Source organism: Caballeronia jiangsuensis, from assembly GCF_046030135.1.
Classification (GTDB): Bacteria; Pseudomonadota; Gammaproteobacteria; order Burkholderiales; family Burkholderiaceae; genus Caballeronia; species Caballeronia jiangsuensis.
In genome coordinates this window covers 148,715-169,263 of the sequence record NZ_JAQQDB010000007.1, presented here as the reverse complement: position 1 = coordinate 169,263, position 20,549 = coordinate 148,715, and the positions used below count along the sequence as shown (strand labels likewise).

General features: G+C 62.1%; 22 protein-coding genes. 6 read left to right on the top strand and 16 right to left on the bottom strand.

The window, feature by feature from the left end:
• Nucleotides 1-52: 52 nt before the first annotated feature.
• Nucleotides 53-859 (bottom strand): enoyl-CoA hydratase/isomerase family protein, encoded by an 807-nt coding sequence (locus PQR08_RS09885; protein WP_187603509.1) that lies wholly within the window; start codon nucleotides 857-859, stop codon nucleotides 53-55.
• Nucleotides 860-969: 110 nt separating this feature from the next.
• On the opposite strand from PQR08_RS09885, the gene PQR08_RS09880 reads away from it, so the two are divergent.
• The 3 genes from PQR08_RS09880 (at nucleotide 970) to PQR08_RS09870 (ending at nucleotide 2,440) form a co-directional block, all read left to right on the top strand.
• The gene (locus tag PQR08_RS09880; protein WP_250487367.1) at nucleotides 970-1,407 is read left to right on the top strand and encodes an ArsR/SmtB family transcription factor; all 438 of its coding nucleotides are present in this window, start codon (nucleotides 970-972) and stop codon (nucleotides 1,405-1,407) included.
• Nucleotides 1,385-1,906: an SRPBCC family protein gene (locus tag PQR08_RS09875; RefSeq protein WP_250487366.1), complete on the top strand. Its 522-nt coding sequence runs from the start codon at nucleotides 1,385-1,387 to the stop codon at nucleotides 1,904-1,906. Before PQR08_RS09880 ends, PQR08_RS09875 begins: the two co-directional genes overlap by 23 nt.
• Nucleotides 1,907-1,984: 78 nt before the next feature.
• Complete coding sequence (locus tag PQR08_RS09870; RefSeq protein ID WP_250487365.1) at nucleotides 1,985-2,440, top strand: RidA family protein; 456 nt, start codon at nucleotides 1,985-1,987, stop codon at nucleotides 2,438-2,440.
• Between the two features lie 34 nt (nucleotides 2,441-2,474).
• Here PQR08_RS09870 and PQR08_RS09865 read toward each other — a convergent pair whose 3' ends face one another.
• The 7 genes from PQR08_RS09865 to PQR08_RS09835 all read right to left on the bottom strand — a co-directional run bounded on the left by PQR08_RS09865 (nucleotide 2,475) and on the right by PQR08_RS09835 (nucleotide 9,895).
• A complete protein-coding gene (locus PQR08_RS09865; protein WP_250487364.1) occupies nucleotides 2,475-3,956 on the bottom strand; it encodes a M81 family metallopeptidase in 1,482 nt (493 codons plus the stop codon).
• The gene (locus PQR08_RS09860; protein WP_250487363.1) at nucleotides 3,953-5,224 is read right to left on the bottom strand and encodes a Zn-dependent hydrolase; all 1,272 of its coding nucleotides are present in this window, start codon (nucleotides 5,222-5,224) and stop codon (nucleotides 3,953-3,955) included. The genes PQR08_RS09865 and PQR08_RS09860 overlap by 4 nt, the downstream gene beginning before the upstream one ends.
• Nucleotides 5,225-5,260: 36 nt before the next feature.
• Nucleotides 5,261-5,962, bottom strand: a complete 702-nt coding sequence (locus PQR08_RS09855; protein WP_250487362.1) for an ABC transporter ATP-binding protein — start codon at nucleotides 5,960-5,962, stop codon at nucleotides 5,261-5,263.
• A complete protein-coding gene (locus PQR08_RS09850) occupies nucleotides 5,959-6,726 on the bottom strand; it encodes an ABC transporter ATP-binding protein (protein ID WP_035498072.1) in 768 nt (255 codons plus the stop codon). The genes PQR08_RS09855 and PQR08_RS09850 overlap by 4 nt, the downstream gene beginning before the upstream one ends.
• Complete coding sequence (locus PQR08_RS09845; RefSeq protein ID WP_408161269.1) at nucleotides 6,723-7,745, bottom strand: branched-chain amino acid ABC transporter permease; 1,023 nt, start codon at nucleotides 7,743-7,745, stop codon at nucleotides 6,723-6,725. The genes PQR08_RS09850 and PQR08_RS09845 overlap by 4 nt, the downstream gene beginning before the upstream one ends.
• A complete protein-coding gene (locus tag PQR08_RS09840; protein WP_062253968.1) occupies nucleotides 7,742-8,602 on the bottom strand; it encodes a branched-chain amino acid ABC transporter permease in 861 nt (286 codons plus the stop codon). Before PQR08_RS09840 ends, PQR08_RS09845 begins: the two co-directional genes overlap by 4 nt.
• An 84-nt stretch (nucleotides 8,603-8,686) precedes the next feature.
• Nucleotides 8,687-9,895 (bottom strand): ABC transporter substrate-binding protein, encoded by a 1,209-nt coding sequence (locus PQR08_RS09835; protein WP_250487360.1) that lies wholly within the window; start codon nucleotides 9,893-9,895, stop codon nucleotides 8,687-8,689.
• A 213-nt stretch (nucleotides 9,896-10,108) separates the two neighbouring features.
• On the opposite strand from PQR08_RS09835, the gene PQR08_RS09830 reads away from it, so the two are divergent.
• The 3 genes from PQR08_RS09830 (at nucleotide 10,109) to PQR08_RS09820 (ending at nucleotide 13,299) form a co-directional block, all read left to right on the top strand.
• A complete protein-coding gene (locus tag PQR08_RS09830; protein WP_250487359.1) occupies nucleotides 10,109-10,945 on the top strand; it encodes a FadR/GntR family transcriptional regulator in 837 nt (278 codons plus the stop codon).
• A 263-nt stretch (nucleotides 10,946-11,208) separates the two neighbouring features.
• The gene (locus tag PQR08_RS09825; protein ID WP_250487358.1) at nucleotides 11,209-12,672 is read left to right on the top strand and encodes a beta-1,3-glucanase family protein; all 1,464 of its coding nucleotides are present in this window, start codon (nucleotides 11,209-11,211) and stop codon (nucleotides 12,670-12,672) included.
• Between the two features lie 138 nt (nucleotides 12,673-12,810).
• Complete coding sequence (locus tag PQR08_RS09820) at nucleotides 12,811-13,299, top strand: Hcp family type VI secretion system effector (protein ID WP_035498061.1); 489 nt, start codon at nucleotides 12,811-12,813, stop codon at nucleotides 13,297-13,299.
• A 36-nt stretch (nucleotides 13,300-13,335) separates the two neighbouring features.
• Here the strand turns inward: PQR08_RS09820 and PQR08_RS09815 are convergent, their stop codons facing one another.
• From PQR08_RS09815 to PQR08_RS09780, 8 genes are all read right to left on the bottom strand, one after another.
• On the bottom strand, nucleotides 13,336-14,265 hold the full coding sequence (locus PQR08_RS09815; RefSeq protein WP_250487357.1) for an alpha/beta hydrolase family protein: 930 nt from the start codon (nucleotides 14,263-14,265) through the stop codon (nucleotides 13,336-13,338).
• An 8-nt stretch (nucleotides 14,266-14,273) separates the two neighbouring features.
• Nucleotides 14,274-14,804 carry a DUF2889 domain-containing protein gene (locus PQR08_RS09810; RefSeq protein ID WP_250487356.1) on the bottom strand — a complete coding sequence of 177 codons (531 nt, stop codon included), beginning with the start codon at nucleotides 14,802-14,804 and terminating at the stop codon, nucleotides 14,274-14,276.
• The gene (locus PQR08_RS09805) at nucleotides 14,801-15,733 is read right to left on the bottom strand and encodes an electron transfer flavoprotein subunit alpha/FixB family protein (RefSeq protein WP_250487355.1); all 933 of its coding nucleotides are present in this window, start codon (nucleotides 15,731-15,733) and stop codon (nucleotides 14,801-14,803) included. Before PQR08_RS09805 ends, PQR08_RS09810 begins: the two co-directional genes overlap by 4 nt.
• The gene (locus tag PQR08_RS09800) at nucleotides 15,733-16,482 is read right to left on the bottom strand and encodes an electron transfer flavoprotein subunit beta/FixA family protein (RefSeq protein WP_250487354.1); all 750 of its coding nucleotides are present in this window, start codon (nucleotides 16,480-16,482) and stop codon (nucleotides 15,733-15,735) included. Before PQR08_RS09800 ends, PQR08_RS09805 begins: the two co-directional genes overlap by 1 nt.
• A 24-nt stretch (nucleotides 16,483-16,506) precedes the next feature.
• Nucleotides 16,507-17,316, bottom strand: coding sequence for an HpcH/HpaI aldolase/citrate lyase family protein (locus PQR08_RS09795; RefSeq protein WP_250487353.1), 810 nt, complete (start codon nucleotides 17,314-17,316; stop codon nucleotides 16,507-16,509).
• A gap of 19 nt (nucleotides 17,317-17,335) precedes the next feature.
• Nucleotides 17,336-18,085: a GntR family transcriptional regulator gene (locus PQR08_RS09790; protein ID WP_250487423.1), complete on the bottom strand. Its 750-nt coding sequence runs from the start codon at nucleotides 18,083-18,085 to the stop codon at nucleotides 17,336-17,338.
• A 71-nt stretch (nucleotides 18,086-18,156) separates the two neighbouring features.
• Nucleotides 18,157-19,347, bottom strand: coding sequence for a CaiB/BaiF CoA transferase family protein (locus PQR08_RS09785; RefSeq protein WP_035498054.1), 1,191 nt, complete (start codon nucleotides 19,345-19,347; stop codon nucleotides 18,157-18,159).
• Nucleotides 19,344-20,528 carry an acyl-CoA dehydrogenase family protein gene (locus PQR08_RS09780; RefSeq protein ID WP_250487352.1) on the bottom strand — a complete coding sequence of 395 codons (1,185 nt, stop codon included), beginning with the start codon at nucleotides 20,526-20,528 and terminating at the stop codon, nucleotides 19,344-19,346. Before PQR08_RS09780 ends, PQR08_RS09785 begins: the two co-directional genes overlap by 4 nt.
• Nucleotides 20,529-20,549 lie beyond the last annotated feature (21 nt).

The following is a 20,549-nucleotide window of genomic DNA, read 5'->3' as shown; positions in this document are numbered from 1 at the left end:
CCGCTGCCGCTTTGCGCGGCTTATTTTCGGTCGAGTTTAAACCCGCTCCGGTTCAGGAGCCCTTGAACGCGGCCCTGCGTTTTTCATGAAACGCTTCCACGCCCTCGCGGAAGTCGTCGGAACTGCGCAAGCGACTGTAGTTGAGCCCTTCCAGTTCGATGGCGACCGACAGCGGCGCATCTTCCGTGTCGTTCAGAAGCTTCTTCGCGGTGCGCTGCGCGAGCGGCGAGAACGCGAGCAGTTCGCGCACGAGCGAATCCGTGGCGCTTTCCAGTTCGGCGTCGGCGACGAACTCCGTCGCGATGCCCCATTCATAAGCCTGCGATCCCGTGATGCGGCGCGAACGCATCACGATGTCCTTCGTGCGGCCGATGCCCACCATCTTCTGCAGGCGCGCGGAGCCTCCCGAGCCGGGAATCTGCCCGAGCTTCTGTTCGGGTAGCGCGTAGAGCGTGGTTTCTGTTGCGATGCGGAAATCGCAGGCAAGCGACAGCTCGAAGCCGACGCCGAAGCAATAGCCGCGATTCGCCGCGATGACCGGTTTGCTGCAACGCGCCGGCGACGCGATATTCCACGCGAGCTTCGCCACATGCTCGGGCGATGCCTCGATGAAGCCCTTGATATCGCCGCCGCTGGAAAAATGCTCGCCCTTGGCGCGCACGACGATCACCCGCACGGCGTCGTTGGCGTCGAGCGCTTCGAACGTCAGACGCAATTGCTCGCGCTGATGCATCGACACGATATTGAACGGCGGCCGGTCCAAAACGATGTCGGCGCGCGAATCGGCGGAATTGAACTCGACGTGAAAGCCGTCGAGTTCAGCGAGCAGCGAATGAGCTGGGTGAGCGAGCTGGGTCATGAATTGTCCTTCGATGAGCGATGCCTGAACGAGATCCGTTGCTTAAGCCACGGTTCAAGTATCCGCGCCTCGCTGACATCCTGCTTACCCCTGATTCCGGCGAGTTACCCATGAGTCTGATTTTGCGTCACGAGAGCGTCCCCTTGCCTGCCTTCGACAGACATGCAATACTGAACCATATGGCTCAGTATTCTGAAAGAACCCGAATCGACGTTTCGTTCGCCGCGTTGGCCGATCCCACCCGGCGCGGCGTGCTGGAGCAGTTGATGCGCGCCGATGCGTCCGTCACCGACCTCGCCGAGCGGTTTCACATGACCCTGACCGGTATGAGGAAACACATCGGCATACTGGAGCAGGCGGAGCTCGTCACCACGGAGAAAGTGGGGCGCGTGCGCACCTGCAGGCTGGGCTCGCGCCGCCTCGAGGAAGAGTCGGCCTGGATCGAGAACTACCGTCAGACGTGGGCCGCGCGCTTCGACGCGCTGGACACCGTCATCGAGGAACTCAAACGCAAGGAGAAACGCGATGGTCGCAAGCAGAGAGAATGAGCCCGGCGGCGCGAACAACCGTACTACGACGGAGCGAAAGTCCGATCGCGAGATGGTCATCACGCGAATGTTCGACGCGCCGCCGCGGCTCGTGTTCGAAGCGTGGACCACGCCCGAGTTGTTCAGGCAGTGGTGGGTGCCGAAGTCGAGCGGCGCGACACTGCTTTCTTGCGAACAGGATGTCCGTGTCGGCGGCGGCTATCGTCTGGAGTTTGCGCATCCCAGGGCGGCGGCGCCCATGGCGTTCTTCGGCAGATACCTCGAAGTCGTGCCGAATGCCCGCCTCGTCTGGACCAACGAGGAAAGCGAGGACGGCGCCGTCACGACGGTGACCTTCGAGGAGAAGGATGGCAAGACGCTGCTGGTGATGCGCGAACTCTATCCGTCGAAGGAAGCACTCGACATCGCCATCGAAGGAATGGACGAGGCGATGCCGGAGACGTTCGAGCAGTTGGATCAATTCCTGATTGCCCGTGGCGCGGGGGCGGAACGGAGCTGAAGTCGTCGTTCGTACCGCTGCATCGAACAGAATCGACCGAGTTACTCTATGGTTCCATCACGTCACTCTGAGCCGAACATGAACGTATCCGAACGCCTTGCACAAGCGGGCCTCGAATTGCCGCCGCCCATCGACCCGCTCGGCTCCTATCGAACGGTCTCCATTTCGGGGAGTCAGCTCTATGTCTCCGGTCTCGGGCCCTTCGAGAATGGCAAGCCGATCGTCGGAATAGTCGGCGGCGATGTGTCTCTGGAAAGGGCTCAGCACGCTGCACGTCTGACGATGCTCATGATCCTGGCGTGCGTCGATCAGGCATGCGGGCTCGACAACATCGACAGATGCAGCCGGCTGACCGTGTACGTGCGCGCCGATCAGTCGTTCACCCGGCATCCGCAAGTAGCCAATGGTGCCAGTGACCTCTTGCTGACATTGTTTGGGCAAGACAAGCTTCCTGCTCGAAGCGCGCTAGGGGTATACACGTTGCCGATGGGTATCCCGGTCGAGATCGACAGCATCTTCGAATTGAAGCGATGAAGATGTGCCGAGTCACGCTATACCCCGCCCGCGATCAATACCCGATGCCCGAATCCAGCGGATAGACAGGCCGCTTCAGCTTCTCGAACGAGAAAAGGCCATAGTCGGAGCTCGTGACGCCACGGCTATCACATTCGACGAGTCCGCCCGAAATCGGCACGAACACCGGGCGGCAATACATGCGCGACTTGAGTATCAGAAACCTCGCACCGCGCGGATCGATACCAACGCTCTCGAACACGCCCAGATCCCACGGTTCGTGCGTCCGCTCCGTGACCAGGATGCGCGCAACCGGCGTTTCCAGCACCGCGGCGCGACCCATGTACGCGCGTTGTCCCGTGTAGGTCGGGCCGCTGATGATGTACTCGCCATCGGTCAGCGCACGCACGATACCCGTCACTTCGAGCGGCGGCTTTCCGCGTGATGCCACGCTTGCAAGCTTGTTGCCGATGCCGACCGTGACCGTCGCGCCCTCGCCTGCTTCGAAAAGCGTGGCCACCGCTTCGGGATCGCACAAGGGCCCGACGACGATGCCATCGAGACCTTGCTGCAACGCTTCTTCGAATGCATCGGTCGTGTCGCATGTTCCGCCCGACATGCAGTTGTCGCCGTGATCGAGGAGCAGCACGGGCTTGTCGGTCTCGCGCGCGAGTGCGGCGCCTTCGCTTATCGATTGCGCAAGCGGCGCGCTGCGATACACGAAGTCATCGCGCTCGTCCCAGATCTGCCGCGCGATACGGTCCGCGATTTCCTGCGCCTTCGTGCGCGCACCATTCGCCACGACGACGACGCTGATGCAAGGCGCGTCGATATCCGCAAGCGAGAAGCCCGACAGTACCGACACGGCCAGCACGTCATCCTCGCCTTCGGCAGCGCGAGCGGCATCGACGGCGCGCTTCATCGCACCCCCGGCGGTCGAACTCCTGAGCGTGTGCGTGAGCAGCGGCGGCTGCGCCCATGCGATCACGGGCCTCGCCTTGCCATGAATGAGATCGAGCAAGAGCCGCGCCGCATGCTCGCCGCTCTCGTACATGTCGACGTGCGGATAAGTCTTGAAGCTCGTTATCACATCCGCGTTGTCGATCATCTTCTGCGTGACGTTCGCGTGCAGATCGAGCGACACGGCGATCGGCGCATGAGGCAGCGCGCGCCGCACGCGTTCGAGCAGATCGCCTTCGCCGTCCGACGAGTTTTCCGCGACCATCGCGCCGTGCAGATCGAGCATCACCGCATCGCAACCTGCTGCGGCATCCACGATCGCCTGGCAGATCGCGTCATAAGCCGCAGCGGCCACGCGCCCGCTCGGATTCGCCGATGCCGATATCGGCGTGAGGACCTCGGCATGCTCGCGCTTCGCGGCATCGATGAACGCGGACATCGCCGTGCGCATGCCCGCATTCTCGCGATACGCGTCGTCGCCATAGCAGGGGCCTTCGCGCCCAAAGGCCTCGAGCGGCGTCGCGACCGGCGAAAAGGTATTGGTTTCGTGATTCATCCGCGCGATGAGAATCTTCATGCGGCCTCTCCTTCGACGCCTTCGGCAGACGCATTCGCCGCGCGCAGCATCGCTTGCAGGAGCACGTTGCAGCCCGCTTCGAGATGATCGGCGCGCGCATCCTCGATTTCATTGTGACTGATGCCGTCCTTGCACGGCACGAAGATCATTGCCGCAGGCGCCACACGCGCGAGATACACGGCGTCGTGTCCCGCGCCGCTCACGATATTCATCGAGTTCAGGTCGAGCGCCTGCGCGCTCTCTCGCACCGAAGCAACCAGCGATGCTTCGAACGGCTGCGGCGCGAAGTAGACAACTTCGTCTACCTGCACCGGCAAGTCCGCTTGCGCGCACGCTTCGCGCAATGCACGGTCCATCGCGAGGAGCGCGGCATCGTCTGCGGCGCGCAGATCGACGCTCAGCTTCACGCGCCCCGGAATCACGTTGCGCGAATTCGGATGCACGTCCACCCAGCCGACCGTGCCGCGTCCATGCGGCGCGTGATCGAGCGCGATGCGATTGACCGTGCGAATCAGATCGGCGGCGGCCAGCAGCGCATCGCGGCGCAACTCCATGGGCGTCGGGCCCGCGTGCGCTTCCATGCCGTCGATCGTCACGTCGTACCAGCGCTGGCCGAGCGCGCCCTGCACGACGCCGATCACCGTGTCGTTCGCCTCCAGCACCGGCCCCTGCTCGATATGCGCTTCGAAATACGCACCCACTTCATGCGCCGCAACGCGTTCGCCCGCATAACCGATGGATGCGAGCGCATCGCGCACCGATACGCCTTCGCGATCCGTCTGCGCCAGCGCATGATCGAGCGTGAATGCGCCCGCGAACACGCCTGAGCCCATCATCACCGGCACGAAACGCGAGCCTTCCTCATTGGTCCATACGGCGACTTCGAGCGGCGCTTTCGTGCGCACGTTGTTGTCGTTCAGCGTGCGCAAGACTTCGAGGCCCGCCAGAACGCCGTAGTTGCCGTCGAACTTGCCGCCGGTCGGTTGCGTATCGATGTGGCTGCCCGTCATCACGGGCGGCAGATCGTCGCGCGTGCCCGCGCGGCGCGCGAAGATATTGCCGATCGCATCCACGCGCACCGTGCAGCCGATTTCCTTCGCCCACGCGACGAAAAGATCGCGGCCCTGCTTGTCGAGCGGGGTAAGCGCCAGTCGGCATACGCCGCCCTTTGGCGTCGCGCCGATGCGCGCGAGCTCCATCAGGCTGTTCCAGAGACGCGCACCGTCGATGCGCAAGCCGGCCAGCGCCGGCAGATCATGAGCTTGCATGCAGAGTTCCTGAGCTGAGTGTTGCTGATACGCCCTTCAGACGACGCCAACGCCGAGATAACGATCCTTGATCGATTCATCGGCGATGAATGCGTCATTCGCGCCTTCGTACACGATGCGCCCCTGCTCGATGATGTAGTGACGATCGGCGAGTTGCGTGCACACTTCGAGATTTTGCTCGACGAGAAGAATCGCCACGCCCGCTTTGCGGATCAGCTTCAGTTGCGCGACGATTTCCTCGACGATCACCGGCGCGAGTCCTTCCACCGGCTCGTCGAGCATCAGCAGACGCGGATGATTCATCAGCGCGCGTCCGATCGCGAGCATTTGCTGTTCGCCGCCGGAAAGCTGTCCGCCGCCGTTCGTGCGCCGCTCGTGCAAACGCGGAAAGATGCGATAGATGTCCGCGAGCTGCCACGGCGAGTCCTTGCGCGCGCCGAGGCGCAAGTTCTCTTCCACCGATAACAGCCTGAAGATGCCGCGATGCTCCGGCACGAAGCACACGCCGCGCGCAGCGATCTTGTGAGGCGGCAACTTCGAAAGCTCGGCTCCCTTGAATTTCACGCTGCCCTGCTGCACCGTCACGACGCCCGCGATGCTCTTGAGCGTCGTCGATTTGCCCGCGCCATTGCGCCCGAGCAGAGTGACGGTCTCGCCGTCGCCTATCTTCAGCGAAACACCTTGCAGGATATGGCTCTTGCCGTAATAGCCGTGGATGTTATCGACGTCGAGCATCATGCGCGGCCTCCGGTGATCATGTTGCCGAGATAGGCGCTGCGCACGCGCTCGTCGCCGCGAATATCGGCGGGCTTGCCCTCGACGAGCACGCGGCCTTGCTGCATCACCGTGATCGTGTCCGAGATGTCCATCACGATATCCATGTTGTGCTCGATCAGAACGACCGTGTAGTCCTCGCGCAGACTGCGGATCAGATGCTTCATGTCGTCGAGATCGTCGATGCCCATGCCCGAGGTCGGCTCGTCGAGAAAGATCGCCTTCGGCCGCGCGGCGAGCGCCATGCCTACTTCGAGGCGTCGTTGCTGACCATGCGACAGCGCGCTCGCCTGCGTCGATGCGAAACGTTGCAGCGCGAGGCGCTCCAGAATGCCATCGACCGTATCGCGATGTTCGAGCGCGCCACGCGGCGGCGTCCATGCATCGAGCGCGCGCTTCGAATCCACCCCTTGCGCGGCGAGCCGCAGATTCTCGCGCACCGGAAGATTCGCAAACAGACTCGTCACCTGAAACGAACGCGCAATTCCGCGCTTCACGCGCCGGTGATCGGGTTCGTGCGTCACATCGTGACCATCGAACACGATACTGCCCGCGGTGATCGGCACCGTGCCCGTCAGCACATGAAAGAGCGTGGTCTTGCCCGCGCCGTTCGGGCCGATGACGGAATGCACCGTGTTCCTCGCGATGCGCAGATGCACATCGGTGAGTGCCGCGAACTTGCCGTAGCGTTTCGCGACGCCCTTCGCTTCCAGTATCGACACGCTCATGCCGGCTCTCCCCGATCGCGCTTCACCATGCGCCAGATGCGTTCTCCCAGTCCCCACAAACCGCGCTGCATGAAGAGGCTCACCGCGACCAGCACGAGACCGAGCAACAGCAGCCAGCGCGGCCAGAGCGTCGATAGCCAGTCGGCGAAAAGCACATAGAACGCCGCGCCGAGCACGGAGGAAAAGAGATTGCCCGTGCCGCCGATCACCGTCATCACGAGAATCATCTCGCTCGTGTGATAGTCGATGTTCGAGAGCGGCGCGATACCCGTCATCATCGCGTGCAGTGCGCCGGCGAGCCCCGTGACCGCGCCCGATACCACGAACGCCACGAGCTTGAAGCGCCTGACGTCGTAACCAACGGCAGCGGCGCGCGCTTCGTTGTCGCGGATCGCGAGCAAGGTGCGGCCGAAGACCGAATGCGACACGCGCAGCATCAGCCAGAACGCGATCAGGAACAGCACCGCCACGAACGCGTAGTACTGCCACGGCGATGCGATCGATACGAGCGGCTGACCGAAGATCGACAAGGCAGGACGCGGAATATCGAGCAGGCCGTTGTCGCCGCCGGTGAGATCGGGCGTCGTGTAGGCGAGAAAGTAGAACATCTGCCCGAATGCCAGCGTGAGCATCACGAAGTACGCGCCGCGCTGACGGATCGAGAACCATCCTACGATGGCCGCCGCGACCGCACCCACGACGATCGCACCGAGCAACGCCACGGGTACTTGCAGTCCTGACTTCGTGAGTATCAGGCCGGCGCTATAACTGCCGAGGCCAAAGAAGATGCCTTGCCCGAAGGACAGCAGGCCCGTATGCCCGAGCAACAGATTGCAGCCGAGCGCGGCGAGCGCATAGACGAGCACTTCGGTGGCGAGCGATCCGGAACGCATCGTCATCGGCAGAATGCAGACGACGATCGCCGCGAGCACCAGGAACCGATATCGATGCAGCGAATGCCTGAGGGATCGTTGGGGCACGCTCACGTCCAATGTATTCGAATCGAGCTTGGAATTCACGCGGTCCTCCCGAGCAATCCGTTCGGACGCAGCAGCAGCACTGCCGCCATCGCGACATAGATCATGAGACGCGCGCCTTCGGGCCATAGCGTGCTCATCACGCTTTGCACGATGCCGACCAGCAATCCGCCGACAAGCGCGCCGAGAAAGTTGCCCATGCCGCCCACCACGACGACCACGAACGCAACGCCGAGCGCCTCGATGCCCATGAACGGATCGACGCCGCGTATCGGCGCGGCGAGCACGCCCGCCAGCGCCGCCGTGCCCGCGCCGAGCGCGAACACGAGACTGAAGATGCGCGTCACGTTGATGCCGAGCAGCGACACCATCTCGCTCGATTCACTGCCCGCGCGCACTGCGCTGCCCAGGCGCGTGCCTTCGAGCACCCACCATAGAACGCCCGCCAGCACGGCCGTGAACGCGATCACGAAGAGGCGGTACTTCGGGTAGATGAAGCTGCCCCACATCACGACGCCGTTCAGGATGTCGGGCACGGCCACGTTATCGCCGAGCGGTCCCCACACGATGATCGCGCACTCCTGTATCACGAGCGCAAGACCCACCGTCGCGAGAATATGGAACTCATGCTGCTGCGCATAGACATGCCGCAGCACGAGTTTCTCGACGATCCACGCGCACGCGCCGACGACGATGGGCACGACGACGAGCGCGGCCCAAAAGCTCATCGACCACTGCATCGCCTGATAGCAGAAGTACGCGCCCAACAGATAGAACGCGCCGTGGGCGAAGTTCACGAAGCGCAGCAGCCCGAACACGATCGACAAACCGACCGCGAGCAGAAAATACAGCATGCCCACGCCGATGCCGTTCACGACCTGCAACAGATAAACGTTCATGGCCTTGCATCAGAAAGGTGTCGGCGCGAATGCAGGTCTCGCCCGCATTCGCGTGAGAATGATCTGCGTCAGTACATCACGCGATCAGGCGAGCTTGCACTGCGTCTTGTCGAGCGGCAGGAACGACTGACCCGAACTCACGATGTCGGCGTAATCGTCCTTGTCTTTCATCTTGCTCTTGGGCTTGCCCTTCAGCAGATAGTAATTCTTCAGCACCTGATGATCGCCCGCGCGAATCTCTTCGGGACCGGTCAGGCCCGCGTACTTCATACCCTGGAGCGCGGCGATGACTTTCTTCGGATCGGCGGTGCCCGCCTTCACGATGCCATCGAGAAGAATTTTCGTGCAGATATACGATCCGGCGAGGCTGTAGTTCGGGTTCGACTTATAAGCCGCGCTCACGCGCTTGACGAGATCGTGGTTGAGCGGTGCGTCGATCGCATGCCAGTATTGCGCGCCGAAATACACGCCTTCGCAGATATCCGGCCCGAGCGCTTCGAACTGCTCCAGGCCCGACGCCCATGCCATCAGGATCGTGCAGTTGTTCTTCATGCCGAAGCTCACCGCCTGGCGCAACGTGTCCGACGATTGCGAGCCGAAGTTGAGAATGAGAAGAACGTCGGGCTTCGCGGCGACCGCATTGGTCAGATAGCCGCTGAACTCCTTTTCATTGAGCGAGTGATAGCTGTTGCCCACATGCTCGATGCCCTTCTCCTTGAAGATGTTCTTCGCCGCGGACAGTAGGCCGTCGCCGAACACATATTGCGGCGTGATCGTGTACCAGCGCTTCGCCTTGGGCACCGATTCGATCAGCGGGCGCACCGTCTGCTCGATCGCACCGAAAGTCGGCACCGACCAGCGGAACGTCGCGCTGTTGCAGTCCTTGCCGGTGAGTTCATCCGCGCCTGCTGTCGTGATGAAAATGCCGTCGGCCTTTTCGGCTTCCTTGCCCATCGCGAGCGCTTCCGAAGAAAGAATGCCGCCCGCGAAATAGCGCGCGTTCTTTTGCTGTGCGATTTCCTGCACGCGCCGAACGGCGGTTGCGGGTTTTCCCTCGGTATCGAGCGTCGTGTAGGCGAGCGGCTGGCCGAGCACCTTGCCGTATTGCTCGATCGCGAGCTTCATGCCGAGATCGGCGTACTTGCCGTTTGCCGCGAACGGACCGGACATGGGCACCGGGCACGCAAACTGGATCGGCGAGCCCTGCGCGAAGGCGCTTCTTGCGACGAGCGCTTCGAACGATCCCGGGATGGCCGACAGCGCGGCCAGCTTCAACATGTTTCGGCGATTCAAAATTGACGCTCCTTGAGAAGATGACCCGCGCAGCCGCTACGCTTTATTTTCGTGGTAGCTTCAAGCCTCGGCCCGGTTCATTCTATTTATCATGATAAATAGAATGAACCTGATGCTAGAAACAATAAATTCGCGTGTCAATAAGGCAAAATTCCAAGTCTGACGAGCGGGCCGTGCGCGCGTATAAAGCAGACAAAGACAGGGAGCATCGACATGGTGATGGAGCGTGCAAAACGCGCGGGCGCAGCAATCGAGATCGCGCAGCAGCCGATCAAGCAGCCGAAGCGCGCCGACCTGGTCGCGGAGGAGATCAAACGGCTGATCACGGAAAAGAACCTCAAGCCCGGCGACAAGCTGCCGCGCGAGGTCGAATTGCAGCAGCTCTTTTCCGTAAGCAAGAGCACGACGCGCGAGGCGCTCAAGTCGCTCGAAGTGCAAGGGCTCATCAAGGTGACGACAGGGCCTTCGGGCGGCGGCACGATCGTCGAGGTGCCGCTCGATCGCACCTTGCAACTGCTGCAGAACTATCTGTTCTTCAAGGACGTGACCATCGACGACATCTACACGGTGCGTCAGTTACTCGAACCCGAACTTGCGGCGGGCGCGGTGCCGCATCTCACCGACGAGGATTTCGCGGCGCTGGAAACGAACATCGCATGTTGCGACGAACCTGCTTCGAAGCATCCGGATCGCGACATCGTGCGGCAACGTCAGGAAGACGTGAACTTCCACGACATTCTCGCCGCGGCAAACCCCAATCCCTTTTTGCGCTTCACGTGCGAGCTCATCAACGAGATGATCCGGCAGCTCATCGAGTTCAGGAACGACACGCCGCCAGCCGAGCATGAGCGCTTCGGCCGCGCGAATGTGAAGATTCATAAGGCGATCACGGAAGCGGCGCGCGCACGGGACGCGGACAAGGTGCGCGAACTGATGGTGATCCATATGACCGAGGCGCCGCGCTATGTGAAGCGCATGAAGGGCAAGTTGCGGGGGCGGCTGATTCTCGACTCGGAGATTCGCAAGCGCATGGGCGCACGCGGAAATTGATCGTGGGGGTTCGCCAGAGACCTTAAGGCACCAGCCCGGGGTCCAGCGAAACTATTCTCGAATCTCCCATCTTCAGCCCCGTCGTGACGCGCCGCCCGAGAGGATTGGGCGCCGCTTAGCCTCAAGCCACCGCCTTCGCTTGCCGATAACCCGATCAGTTCCCGAAACCTGCGTTGTGCCAGGAAGCCCTCGCACGCGTATCCCCTGGCGCGGGTTATCTACCCTGCCGCCTTTAACCGTATGCTCCGACGAAGGACCCGAAGATGACGACCAAATCCATCAGCCGACGCACTTTTCTTCTCGGCATGGGGGCATCGGGCCTCCTCGCGGCATGCGGAGGCGGTTCGGGTTCGAATCCGGCATCGGGATCCACGGCGTCGTCATCCGGTCCCGCTTCGCCGTCCGGGCCGCAGGCAGGAGGCGGGCAATCCACCGCGAAGACGCCGCTGACGCTCGATCTCACGCACACCGATCTGCCGACCGGTACGGCCGTCTATGCCTACGTGATCGGCGAGACGAGTCTCGCCTCCGGCGTGACGCAGTACTGGGTGGACTCGACCGGCACGCCCCACGTGATGAGCGCCGCCGACAACACGATCGCCGCGAAGACGTTCCCCGGCTCGTCCGCGCTACCCGGCAGCGAAGCCGCGGCGCTTGCCCAAACGTATCCGCTCGCATGGGCCGATTACAGCATTCCGCTCACTGTCGGTTCCAGCTTCGTACTGGATCTGTCGAAGCTCAACGCAACGAGCATTCCGGGTCTGGGCACCGGCACAGCGGCGTTCAGCGGCCGCATTTATCTGTCCGTCGGTGTGCCGAAACTGCCGTTCACGGCGCTCAGCAGCAGCGCATACACGGCCCCGGTGACCGTCGACGGTCCCGGCTCACTTACGTTGTTCGACTGGATCGAATTCTCCTTCGACAGCGACGGCAATTTCAACGGCAACACGACGCAGGTCGATCAGTTCGGCTTTCCGCTATTGCTGAACGGTACGCCGGGCGGCGCACAGCAAGGTCAGTACGATTCGTCGCGTCCGGCTATCCTGGATGCGGTGTCGAAGCTGCCCGCCGCGTTCTACCTGCCGCAGAGCGTGCCCGCGCCGTCCGCGTTTCCGGCGGCACTCGCGGTCAATGGCAGCGTCACCTTGCGTGCGCTCTCGCCCAAGAGCATCTCGGCGCAGAACCAGTACAGCGGCTCGCTGCTGACGTATTTCGATCAGACCATCGAAAACTGGTATCAGACGTGGACCACCACGCCGCTGTCGGTCACCGATCTCGCGACGGGCACCTACACCGGCATCGTGCAATCCGGTGTCGGCCTGACGTTCTACGCCGGATCGACCGCGAGCGGCACCGCGGCGTTCACGGTCGGCGGCGCGGGCACGCCCGGCATCTCCAGCTATGACGTCTGGCAGTGCGCGAACAGCCTCGCGACCGGCAGCGACGCCGCCAAGAACGTGCAGAAGATGCTGGCCGCCGCGTTCAACCGAGGCGTGATGTCGAACACGCTCGCCGATGCGACCTGCAAGAACGATGCAGCCACCTTCTATCAGATCGCGAACCCGAACACGCTCGTCTTCAATCCGTGGGCGCAGTTGTTCCATCGACTGAGCACGAACTCGCTCGCCTACGCCTTCCCGTACGACGACGTCTGCAACCAGAATCCGTCCATCGGACTGACGGCGACGCAGTCGGTCACGATCACGCTCGGAAAGTTCTTCAGCTGAGTTTCGACAAAGTGGGATGAGCCTCATGTTTCATTCTTAACCTGAATCCGCTTTTCTGAAACTCGGCGGTAACGGCGCGTCCACAGAATACATCTCATGCGCTAAACGAAACGCGCCAATCAAACCGGAGAACAAATCATGCCGATGCCGTGCTACCTCACCCTCGAAGGCCAAAATCAAGGCAAGATCGAAGGCTCGAACAAAGTCCAGGGTCACGAAGGAAAGATTCTCGTCCAGGCCGTCGATCACACCATCGAAATCCCGAAGAGCCCGCAAACGGGTCTGCCCACCGGCAAGCGCGTGCATGGCGCGATGACGATCACCAAGGAAATCGACAAGTCCTCGCCCAAGCTGTTTCAGGCGCTGACCTCGGGCGAGCAGATGAAGGACGTGTCGCTGGAGTTCTATCGCATCTCGCCGAAGGGCACGGAAGAGAAGTACTACACCGTGAAGCTGTCGAACGCGATTCTGACGAACATGAAGTCGTGGACGCCGAACGCGCTGGACCCGAACAACAAGCAAATGGGCCACATGGAAGACCTCGCGTTCACGTACGAGAAGATCACGTGGACCTACGAACCGGACGGTATCGAAGCCGAAGATTCGTGGCTTGCGCCGAAGGCCTGATGTTGGATTGATCGGTGCACAGTGGTTCCGCTCTGGTTACGGCTTCATCGACACCAGAGGGGAAAGGAACTGCTCGACGTGCGGCAACCAGATGGGAATGGAATCGGTGACGGCAAACATCCCGTGACCGTTCCTTCCAAAAGGCGGCTCGACGATCATCTCTCCCTGACCGCCAGCCGCCTGAAACGCTGCAAACCAGGTCGCCACGATCTGGGGCGCAAAGTACAAATCGTTTTCGACATAGTGCCAAAGGACCGGCACTTTTATCGTCGATGAAAAATGCCGGATCGCGTCGGCCATCTGTTGCGGGCCGCAGGGTATGCCCGGATGTTTCGCCGGGTCGCCACCGCGACCACCCGAGAAGTTCACGACCGCGACCAGCCCCTTCGGCGCATAGCTCGCCGCTGCAAGAGACGCGAATCCGCCTGCCGACTGACCCACCAGGACGACGTGATCCCTATCGACCTGGGGCAACGTCGCGGCATAGGCGATGGCTGCGAGCACATCCTGCGCCGCGTCCTTGCCTGCCTGAAGATAGTCGGGGTTCTTGCATGAACCGAAGCCCTCTTCATAAGTCCCGCCCGTAGCGCCGAAGCCCCGGCGAATCGGCACGATGACTGCGAAGCCGAGCTCGACGAATGTGCGGATTTGCGGCAATTCACGGTAGCGGCCGACCTTCGGGCGGTCCCTCGGATCAGGCGGACTGCCGTGGCTCAACACGATCAACGGAAAAGGTCCGTCGCCGTCGGGCATATAGGTGGTCGCGACGATGTCGCGTTCGTGTTCGCCGAAGAGCCCGCGCTCGATCACCGGCACCTTGACGACGGTTTCGTGCAGATCGGTAGCGCGTGTGTCCATGTCGTCACCAGCCAATGCGACGCCGGCGATACCCCAGATCGATGCGCCCAACGTCATCGACCATGCCAGCCAGATCAAAATCCCTTTTCGACGATTCATCGCGGTCATACCAAGGCTCAGGCGCGCGGTCGCGCTCTGTACCACTTCGGATGAAATGCTTCGACGAGCGGGCCGTCGCTACGCAGCGCATGGCATCCGTCGATTTGAAACGGCCGCGTGGCGCCGCTCGCGTTGATCTCTTCGCTCATGGTCTGGAACGCGGCCGTCGCCACTGCACCGATCAGCTCCGTCAGATGCGTGCAGCCCTGCACACCGCCGAACAGGCTTCTGATCTCGCGCATGAAACCCGACGCGAGTGTCATGCCTTGCAGCTTCCGATACTCCGGCGCGATCGTGTCGCAATGGCCGACATAGGGCACGGTAATCGACTCGGCATGCGCATCGTGAATCACGAAGTCGACGCCTATCGTAATGCGCAGCATCATTTCGTGTACGGGATCGCCTGCCTTGACCACCACGCCGTGCGACGCGCGGTCGTATGACTTCGTATCGCGCAGACGGCCTTCGATGTCGTAGAGACCGTCCGCGCGTTTGAAGCCTTGCAGTGTGATCTGCCGCGTGTGCAGCGGCACGCGATCCGTCGTCACAGCGTGCTCGCGAGTTCCGGTACGACCGTGAAGAGATCGCCGACGAGACCGTAATCGGCCACGCTGAAGATCGGCGCTTCCGAGTCTTTGTTGATCGCGACGATGACCTTCGAGTCCTTCATGCCCGCGAGATGCTGAATCGCGCCAGAGATGCCGACTGCCACGTACAGTTGCGGCGCGACGATCTTGCCAGTTTGACCGACCTGATAATCGTTCGGGACATAACCTGCATCGACTGCCGCGCGCGATGCGCCCAGCGCCGCGTTGAGTTTGTCGGCGAGCGGTTCGAGCGTTTTCGTATAGTTCTCGCCGCTGCCCAGCCCACGTCCACCGGACACGATGATACGTGCGCTCGTCAGTTCCGGACGATCGAGCTTCGTCACTTCGCGGCTCACGAACTGCGAGATGCCTGCGTCGGCTGCGGCTTCAATCTTTTCAATCGCAGCATTTCCGCCGTCTGCGGCAACCGGATCGAAACCCGTCGTGCGAACCGTGATCACCTTGATCGGATCGCTCGATTGAACCGTTGCGATGGCATTGCCCGCGTAGATTGGGCGCTCGAACGTGTCGGCGCTATCGACGGCGGTGATATCGCTGATTTGCGCGACGTCGAGATGTGCGGCGATACGCGGCGCGATGTTCTTACCGTAAGCCGTCGCGGGCGCGAAGATGTGCGAATAATCTTTCGCGATGTTCAGTACCGTCGCTTCGACATTTTCCGCGAGACCTTCCGCGAGTTGAGGCGCATCGGCGAGCAGCACTTTCGAAACGCCCGCGATCTTCGCCGCCGCATCCGCCGCGCCCTGCGCGTTCGAACCCGCGATCAGCACATGCACATCGCCGCCGATCTTCGCCGCAGCCGCAATCGTATTCAACGTCGCTGCCTTGATCGATGCGTTGTCGTGTTCCGCAATTACGAGAGTCGTCATCAGATTACCTTCGCTTCGTTCTTCAGCTTTTCGACCAATGCCTTCACGTCGGGAACCGTAATGCCCGCGCTGCGCTTCGGCGGCTCGACGACTTTCAGCGTCTTCAGACGCGGCGTAACATCGACGCCCAGATCGGCGGGCTTCACCGTCGACAAAGTCTTCTTCTTCGCCTTCATGATGTTCGGCAGCGTCACATAGCGCGGCTCGTTCAGGCGCAGGTCAGTCGTGACCACAGCGGGAAGCTTCAAAGAAAGCGTTTCCGCGCCGCCATCGACTTCACGCGATACAGTCGCCTTGCCATCCGCGACCACGACTTTCGATGCGAACGTCGCCTGCGGCAGACCTGCCAATGCAGCAAGCATCTGACCAGTCTGATTCGAATCGTCGTCGATAGCCTGCTTGCCGAGAATCACGAGTTCGGGCTTCTCCTGATCGACGAGCGCCTTCAACAACTTCGCGACGGCCAAAGGCTGCAAGTCTTCCGACGTTTCCACCAACACAGCGCGATCCGCGCCGATGGCCAGCGCGGTGCGCAACGTCTCCTGACACTGCGTCACACCGCACGACACAGCGATCACTTCCGTCGCAACGCCCGCTTCCTTCAATCGCACTGCTTCTTCAACAGCAATCTCATCAAACGGATTCATCGACATCTTCACGTTGGCGATATCGACGCCCGTGTTATCCGACTTCACCCGGACCTTGACGTTGTAATCGACCACACGCTTGACCGGCACCAGAACCTTCATTCCTCTTATCTCCTCATGTCCGCTTCACGCGGCCTGAATTCGTCGGGCACGATCGACGATCGGCTTGTCTACGAGCTTCCCGTCCACCGAAATCGCGCCGCGCGGATTGGCTTCGAGCGCGGCCAGAACACGCGCCGCCCAATCGCGTTCCGCCCCGCTCGGCGCGAAACCCGTGTTCACCGCCTCGACCTGCTTCGGATGGATGCATAACTTGCCGCCGAAACCGAAACGGCGCGCATCGAGCACGTCGGCGTTGATCGCATCGATATCGCCGGTGGCGAGCGTCACGCCGTCGACCGGCGGCGGCAGTCCCGCAAAGCGCGACTCGATGACGAACTGCGAGCGCACGTAATCCAGCTCGCGCGCGGTGCCATCGATGCCCGCGTCCACGCCGAAATCGAACGAACCGAAGGCGAGCCGCGCGACGCGTCCGCTCTGCGCGATCGCGCGCATGCGCACCACGCCCGCGACGCTTTCCACCAGCGCGATCAGCTCGACACCCTCGACACAGCGCGCCGCGATATCGGCGAGTTGCGCCGCGTCCTCGGCCTTCGGCGCCATGACGGCGCGCACGTTAGCCGCGCGCACCATCGACACATCTTCCTCGTGCCACGGCGTGCCATACGCATTCACGCGTATCACGACGCGCTCGCGCACCTCGTCCGATAGCGGCGATTGCAACCATTGCGCGATCTGCGTGCGAGCCTGTGCTTTCGCGTCGATGGCGACCGCATCCTCCAGATCGATGACGACGCGATGCGCCGCTGTCGCCAATGCCTTGTCGAAACGCTCCGGACGATCGCCCGGAACGAACAGATAACTGCGTGCAATCATGCGCAATTCCTCGAATGCTTCAGGCCCCGCTCCAGCCGCGCTGGAACGTCTCCGAATAGCTGAAGCGGTCGGCGGGATGGATGCTGACCGCCGCTTCGACGATCTCCCCGCGCTTGTTGAAATACCGGCGCGACAGCCACAGTGCGGGCGAACGCGCCTTCGCATTGACGAGGCGCGCGATGTCCGCGGGCAAAGCCATCGCGCGAATCTCCTGCTCCACGCGTGCGATCTGCTCGCCGAACTGACGCTCGATCATCGTGAAGATCGGCGTATGCGGCTCGTCCTCGATGCCCGTCAGCGAACGGAACGCGGGCTGTATATAGACTTCGGTATGACAGATCGGATCGACACTCTCCGGCGAGCGCCGGATGCCTTCCAGACGCAGCCACGTTTCGCCAGGCTTCGCCTGCAACATCGCGCACAGCGAGGCATCGCTCACTTCGACGGTCTCCTTCTTCAGGACCTGAAGCGCGGTGTCCGCGGAATAGCGATGCAGATCGCTCAGTTGCTGCATGACCTGCCGATAACTGCCTTCCGAATTCAACGCCTTGACGGTGGTGCCGATGCCCGCCTGCCGCACCACCATGCCGAGTTGCACGAGCTGCTTGACCGCTTCGCGCACGGTCGAGCGGCTTGCGCCGAACTGCTCGCACAATTCGAATTCGGTGGGAATGGTGGAACCCACCGGAAAGCGTCCGGCCTGAATTTCGTTGATGAGCGTCTGCGCCAGTTGCAGATAACGCGGTTGCTGACCGAGCACGTTGACCATCTTTTGCACGCACGATGAAGGATTGACGGACGGACCCGCCATTCGCGCGACATCATCCGGTGCAAGCATCATCATTGCACCGCGCCGCTTTCGCGCAAATGAGCGATCCGTCCAGCATCGTAACCGAGTTCGGCCAGAAGCCTCGCGTTGTCCTGCCCGAGTTCGGGCGCGGCGCGCGCCGCCAGCGTCTCGTTCACGCGCACAGGCGCGGCCACGTTGCGGACCTTGCCGAAGCGCGGATGCTCCGCTTCCGTCACGCTCTGACGCTCCGCGACGAACGGATTGTCGAGCGCCTGCTTGACGTCGTAGACCGGCGCGGCAGGCACGCGGCCACCCAGGCGTTCGAGCCATTCGGCCGTCGTCGCGCGCGAGAGCGCCGCATCCAGTTCCTGTTCCACGAGATCACGATTCGCGAGCCGCGCCTTGAAATTGCAGAAGCGTTCATCGGTGATCCACGACGGCTTGTCGAGTATCTCGGCCAGCACGCCCCAGAACTTTTCCTTGTTGCACATCAGGAAGATCCAGCCGTCCTTCGTCTTGTACAACTGGCTCGGCGTGAGCGATGGATGCGCCGATCGACGGTCGCGCCCGGTCACCGTGCCGCCGTTCAAATACCATGTGCCGACATACGCGAGGTTATGCAGCGCGACATCGAAGAGGCTCGTGTCCATGTCGCGGCCGATGCCCGTCGTGCGCGCCTGCACGAGACCCGCGAGCAGCGCCATCGCGGCCGTGGTCCCGGTCATCAGATCGATGATCGAGAGGCCGAAGCGCGCGGGCGGCGCGTCAGGCTCGCCGGTCACGGACAGATACCCCGCTTCCGCCTGCATCAGATAATCGTAGCCGGGCCACGATGCGCGGCTGCCGGTGCGTCCATAAGCCGACAGATGCGCGCAGACGATCGCCGGATTCGCGTCCTTCAGCTGGTCGTAGGTAAGCCCCAGTTTCACGGGCAGATCGCCGCGCAGATTGTTGAACACCGCATCGCTCGTCTTCACGAGATCGAGCAGCACTTCACGCCCCTCGGGCTTCTTCAGATCGAGCGTCAGACTGCACTTGTTGCGATTGAACGCCTCGAAGAAATGGCTGTCGCCCTCGCCGAAAAAATAAGGGCCCACGTTGCGGCCGACATCGCCGCCTTCGCGGAAGTTCTCGATCTTGATGACTTCGGCGCCGAGATCGGCGAGATGCTGCGTCGCGAACGGACCCGCACCGTATTGTTCGATGGCGACGATACGTACGCCGGAAAGAGGCAGGCTCATGCAGGGTTCCTCGCAATCAGCATCTTGGCGATGATCAGGCGTTGCATCTCGTTGGTGCCCTCGCCGATGGTCAGGAGCGGCGCATCGCGATACAGCCGCTCGACGTTGTATTCCTTCGAATAGCCGTACGCGCCGTGGATGCGCATCGCTTCCATGCTGTTCTCGACAGCCGCTTCGGTGGCGAAGTACTTCGCCATGCCCGCTTCCATGTCGCAACGCAGGCCCTTGTCATAGGCGCGCGCGGCCGAGTCGGTCAGAAGGCGCGCGGCTTCCACGCGCGTCGCCATCTCGCCGAGCTTGAGCGCGATCGCCTGATGCTCGCAGATAGGCTTGCCGAAGGTCTTGCGCTGCTGCGAATATGCGACCGCTTCATCGAGCGCGGCCTGCGCGACGCCGACGCCACGCGCCGCCACATTGATGCGGCCGAGTTCCAGACCGCTCAGGATCTGCTTGAGCCCGAGCCCTTCCTGACCGCCGATCACGCGCGACACCGGAACGCGGAAATCGGTGAAGGTTAGCTCACAGGTATCGATGCCCTTGTAGCCGAGCTTCTGCAACTGGCGGCTCACTTCATAACCCGGTCCCTTCTCGACGATCAAGAGGCTCATGCCTTTATGACGCGGCTGCGCGTCCGGATCGGTCTTCACGAGCAGCGCGAGCACGTTGCCGTACTTGCTGTTCGTGATCCATGTCTTGTTGCCGTTGACGACATACTCGTCGCCTTCGCGGCGCGCGACGGTGCGGATCGCCTGAAGGTCCGTGCCGCAATCCGGCTCGGTCAGGCCGATGCCGCCGCGCAGTTCGCCGGTCGCCATGCGCGGCAGGAACTCGCGTTTCTGGGCTTCGGTGCCGTTACGCTGGATCGTCATCGCCATGATGAGGTGCGAGTTGATGATGCCGCTCACAGACATCCACACCGCCGAAATGCGATCGACGATCTTCGCGTAGGTCGCCGTCGTCAGACCGAGGCCGCCGTACTCGGGCGAGATCAGGCAACCGAACAGCCCCATGTCCTTCATCTTCTCGACGATCTCATGCGGATACTCGTCCTTCGCGTCGAGCTCGTGCACATACGGTTTGACTTCCGTCTTGAGGAAGCGGTCGAGCATGTCGAGAATGAGCGTCTCGTTCTCTGCGTAGTCGCTCATGTCCTGCTGTTGATCGGTGTCGATGGTGGCCATTGCTTCTCCTGTATTCGTGTG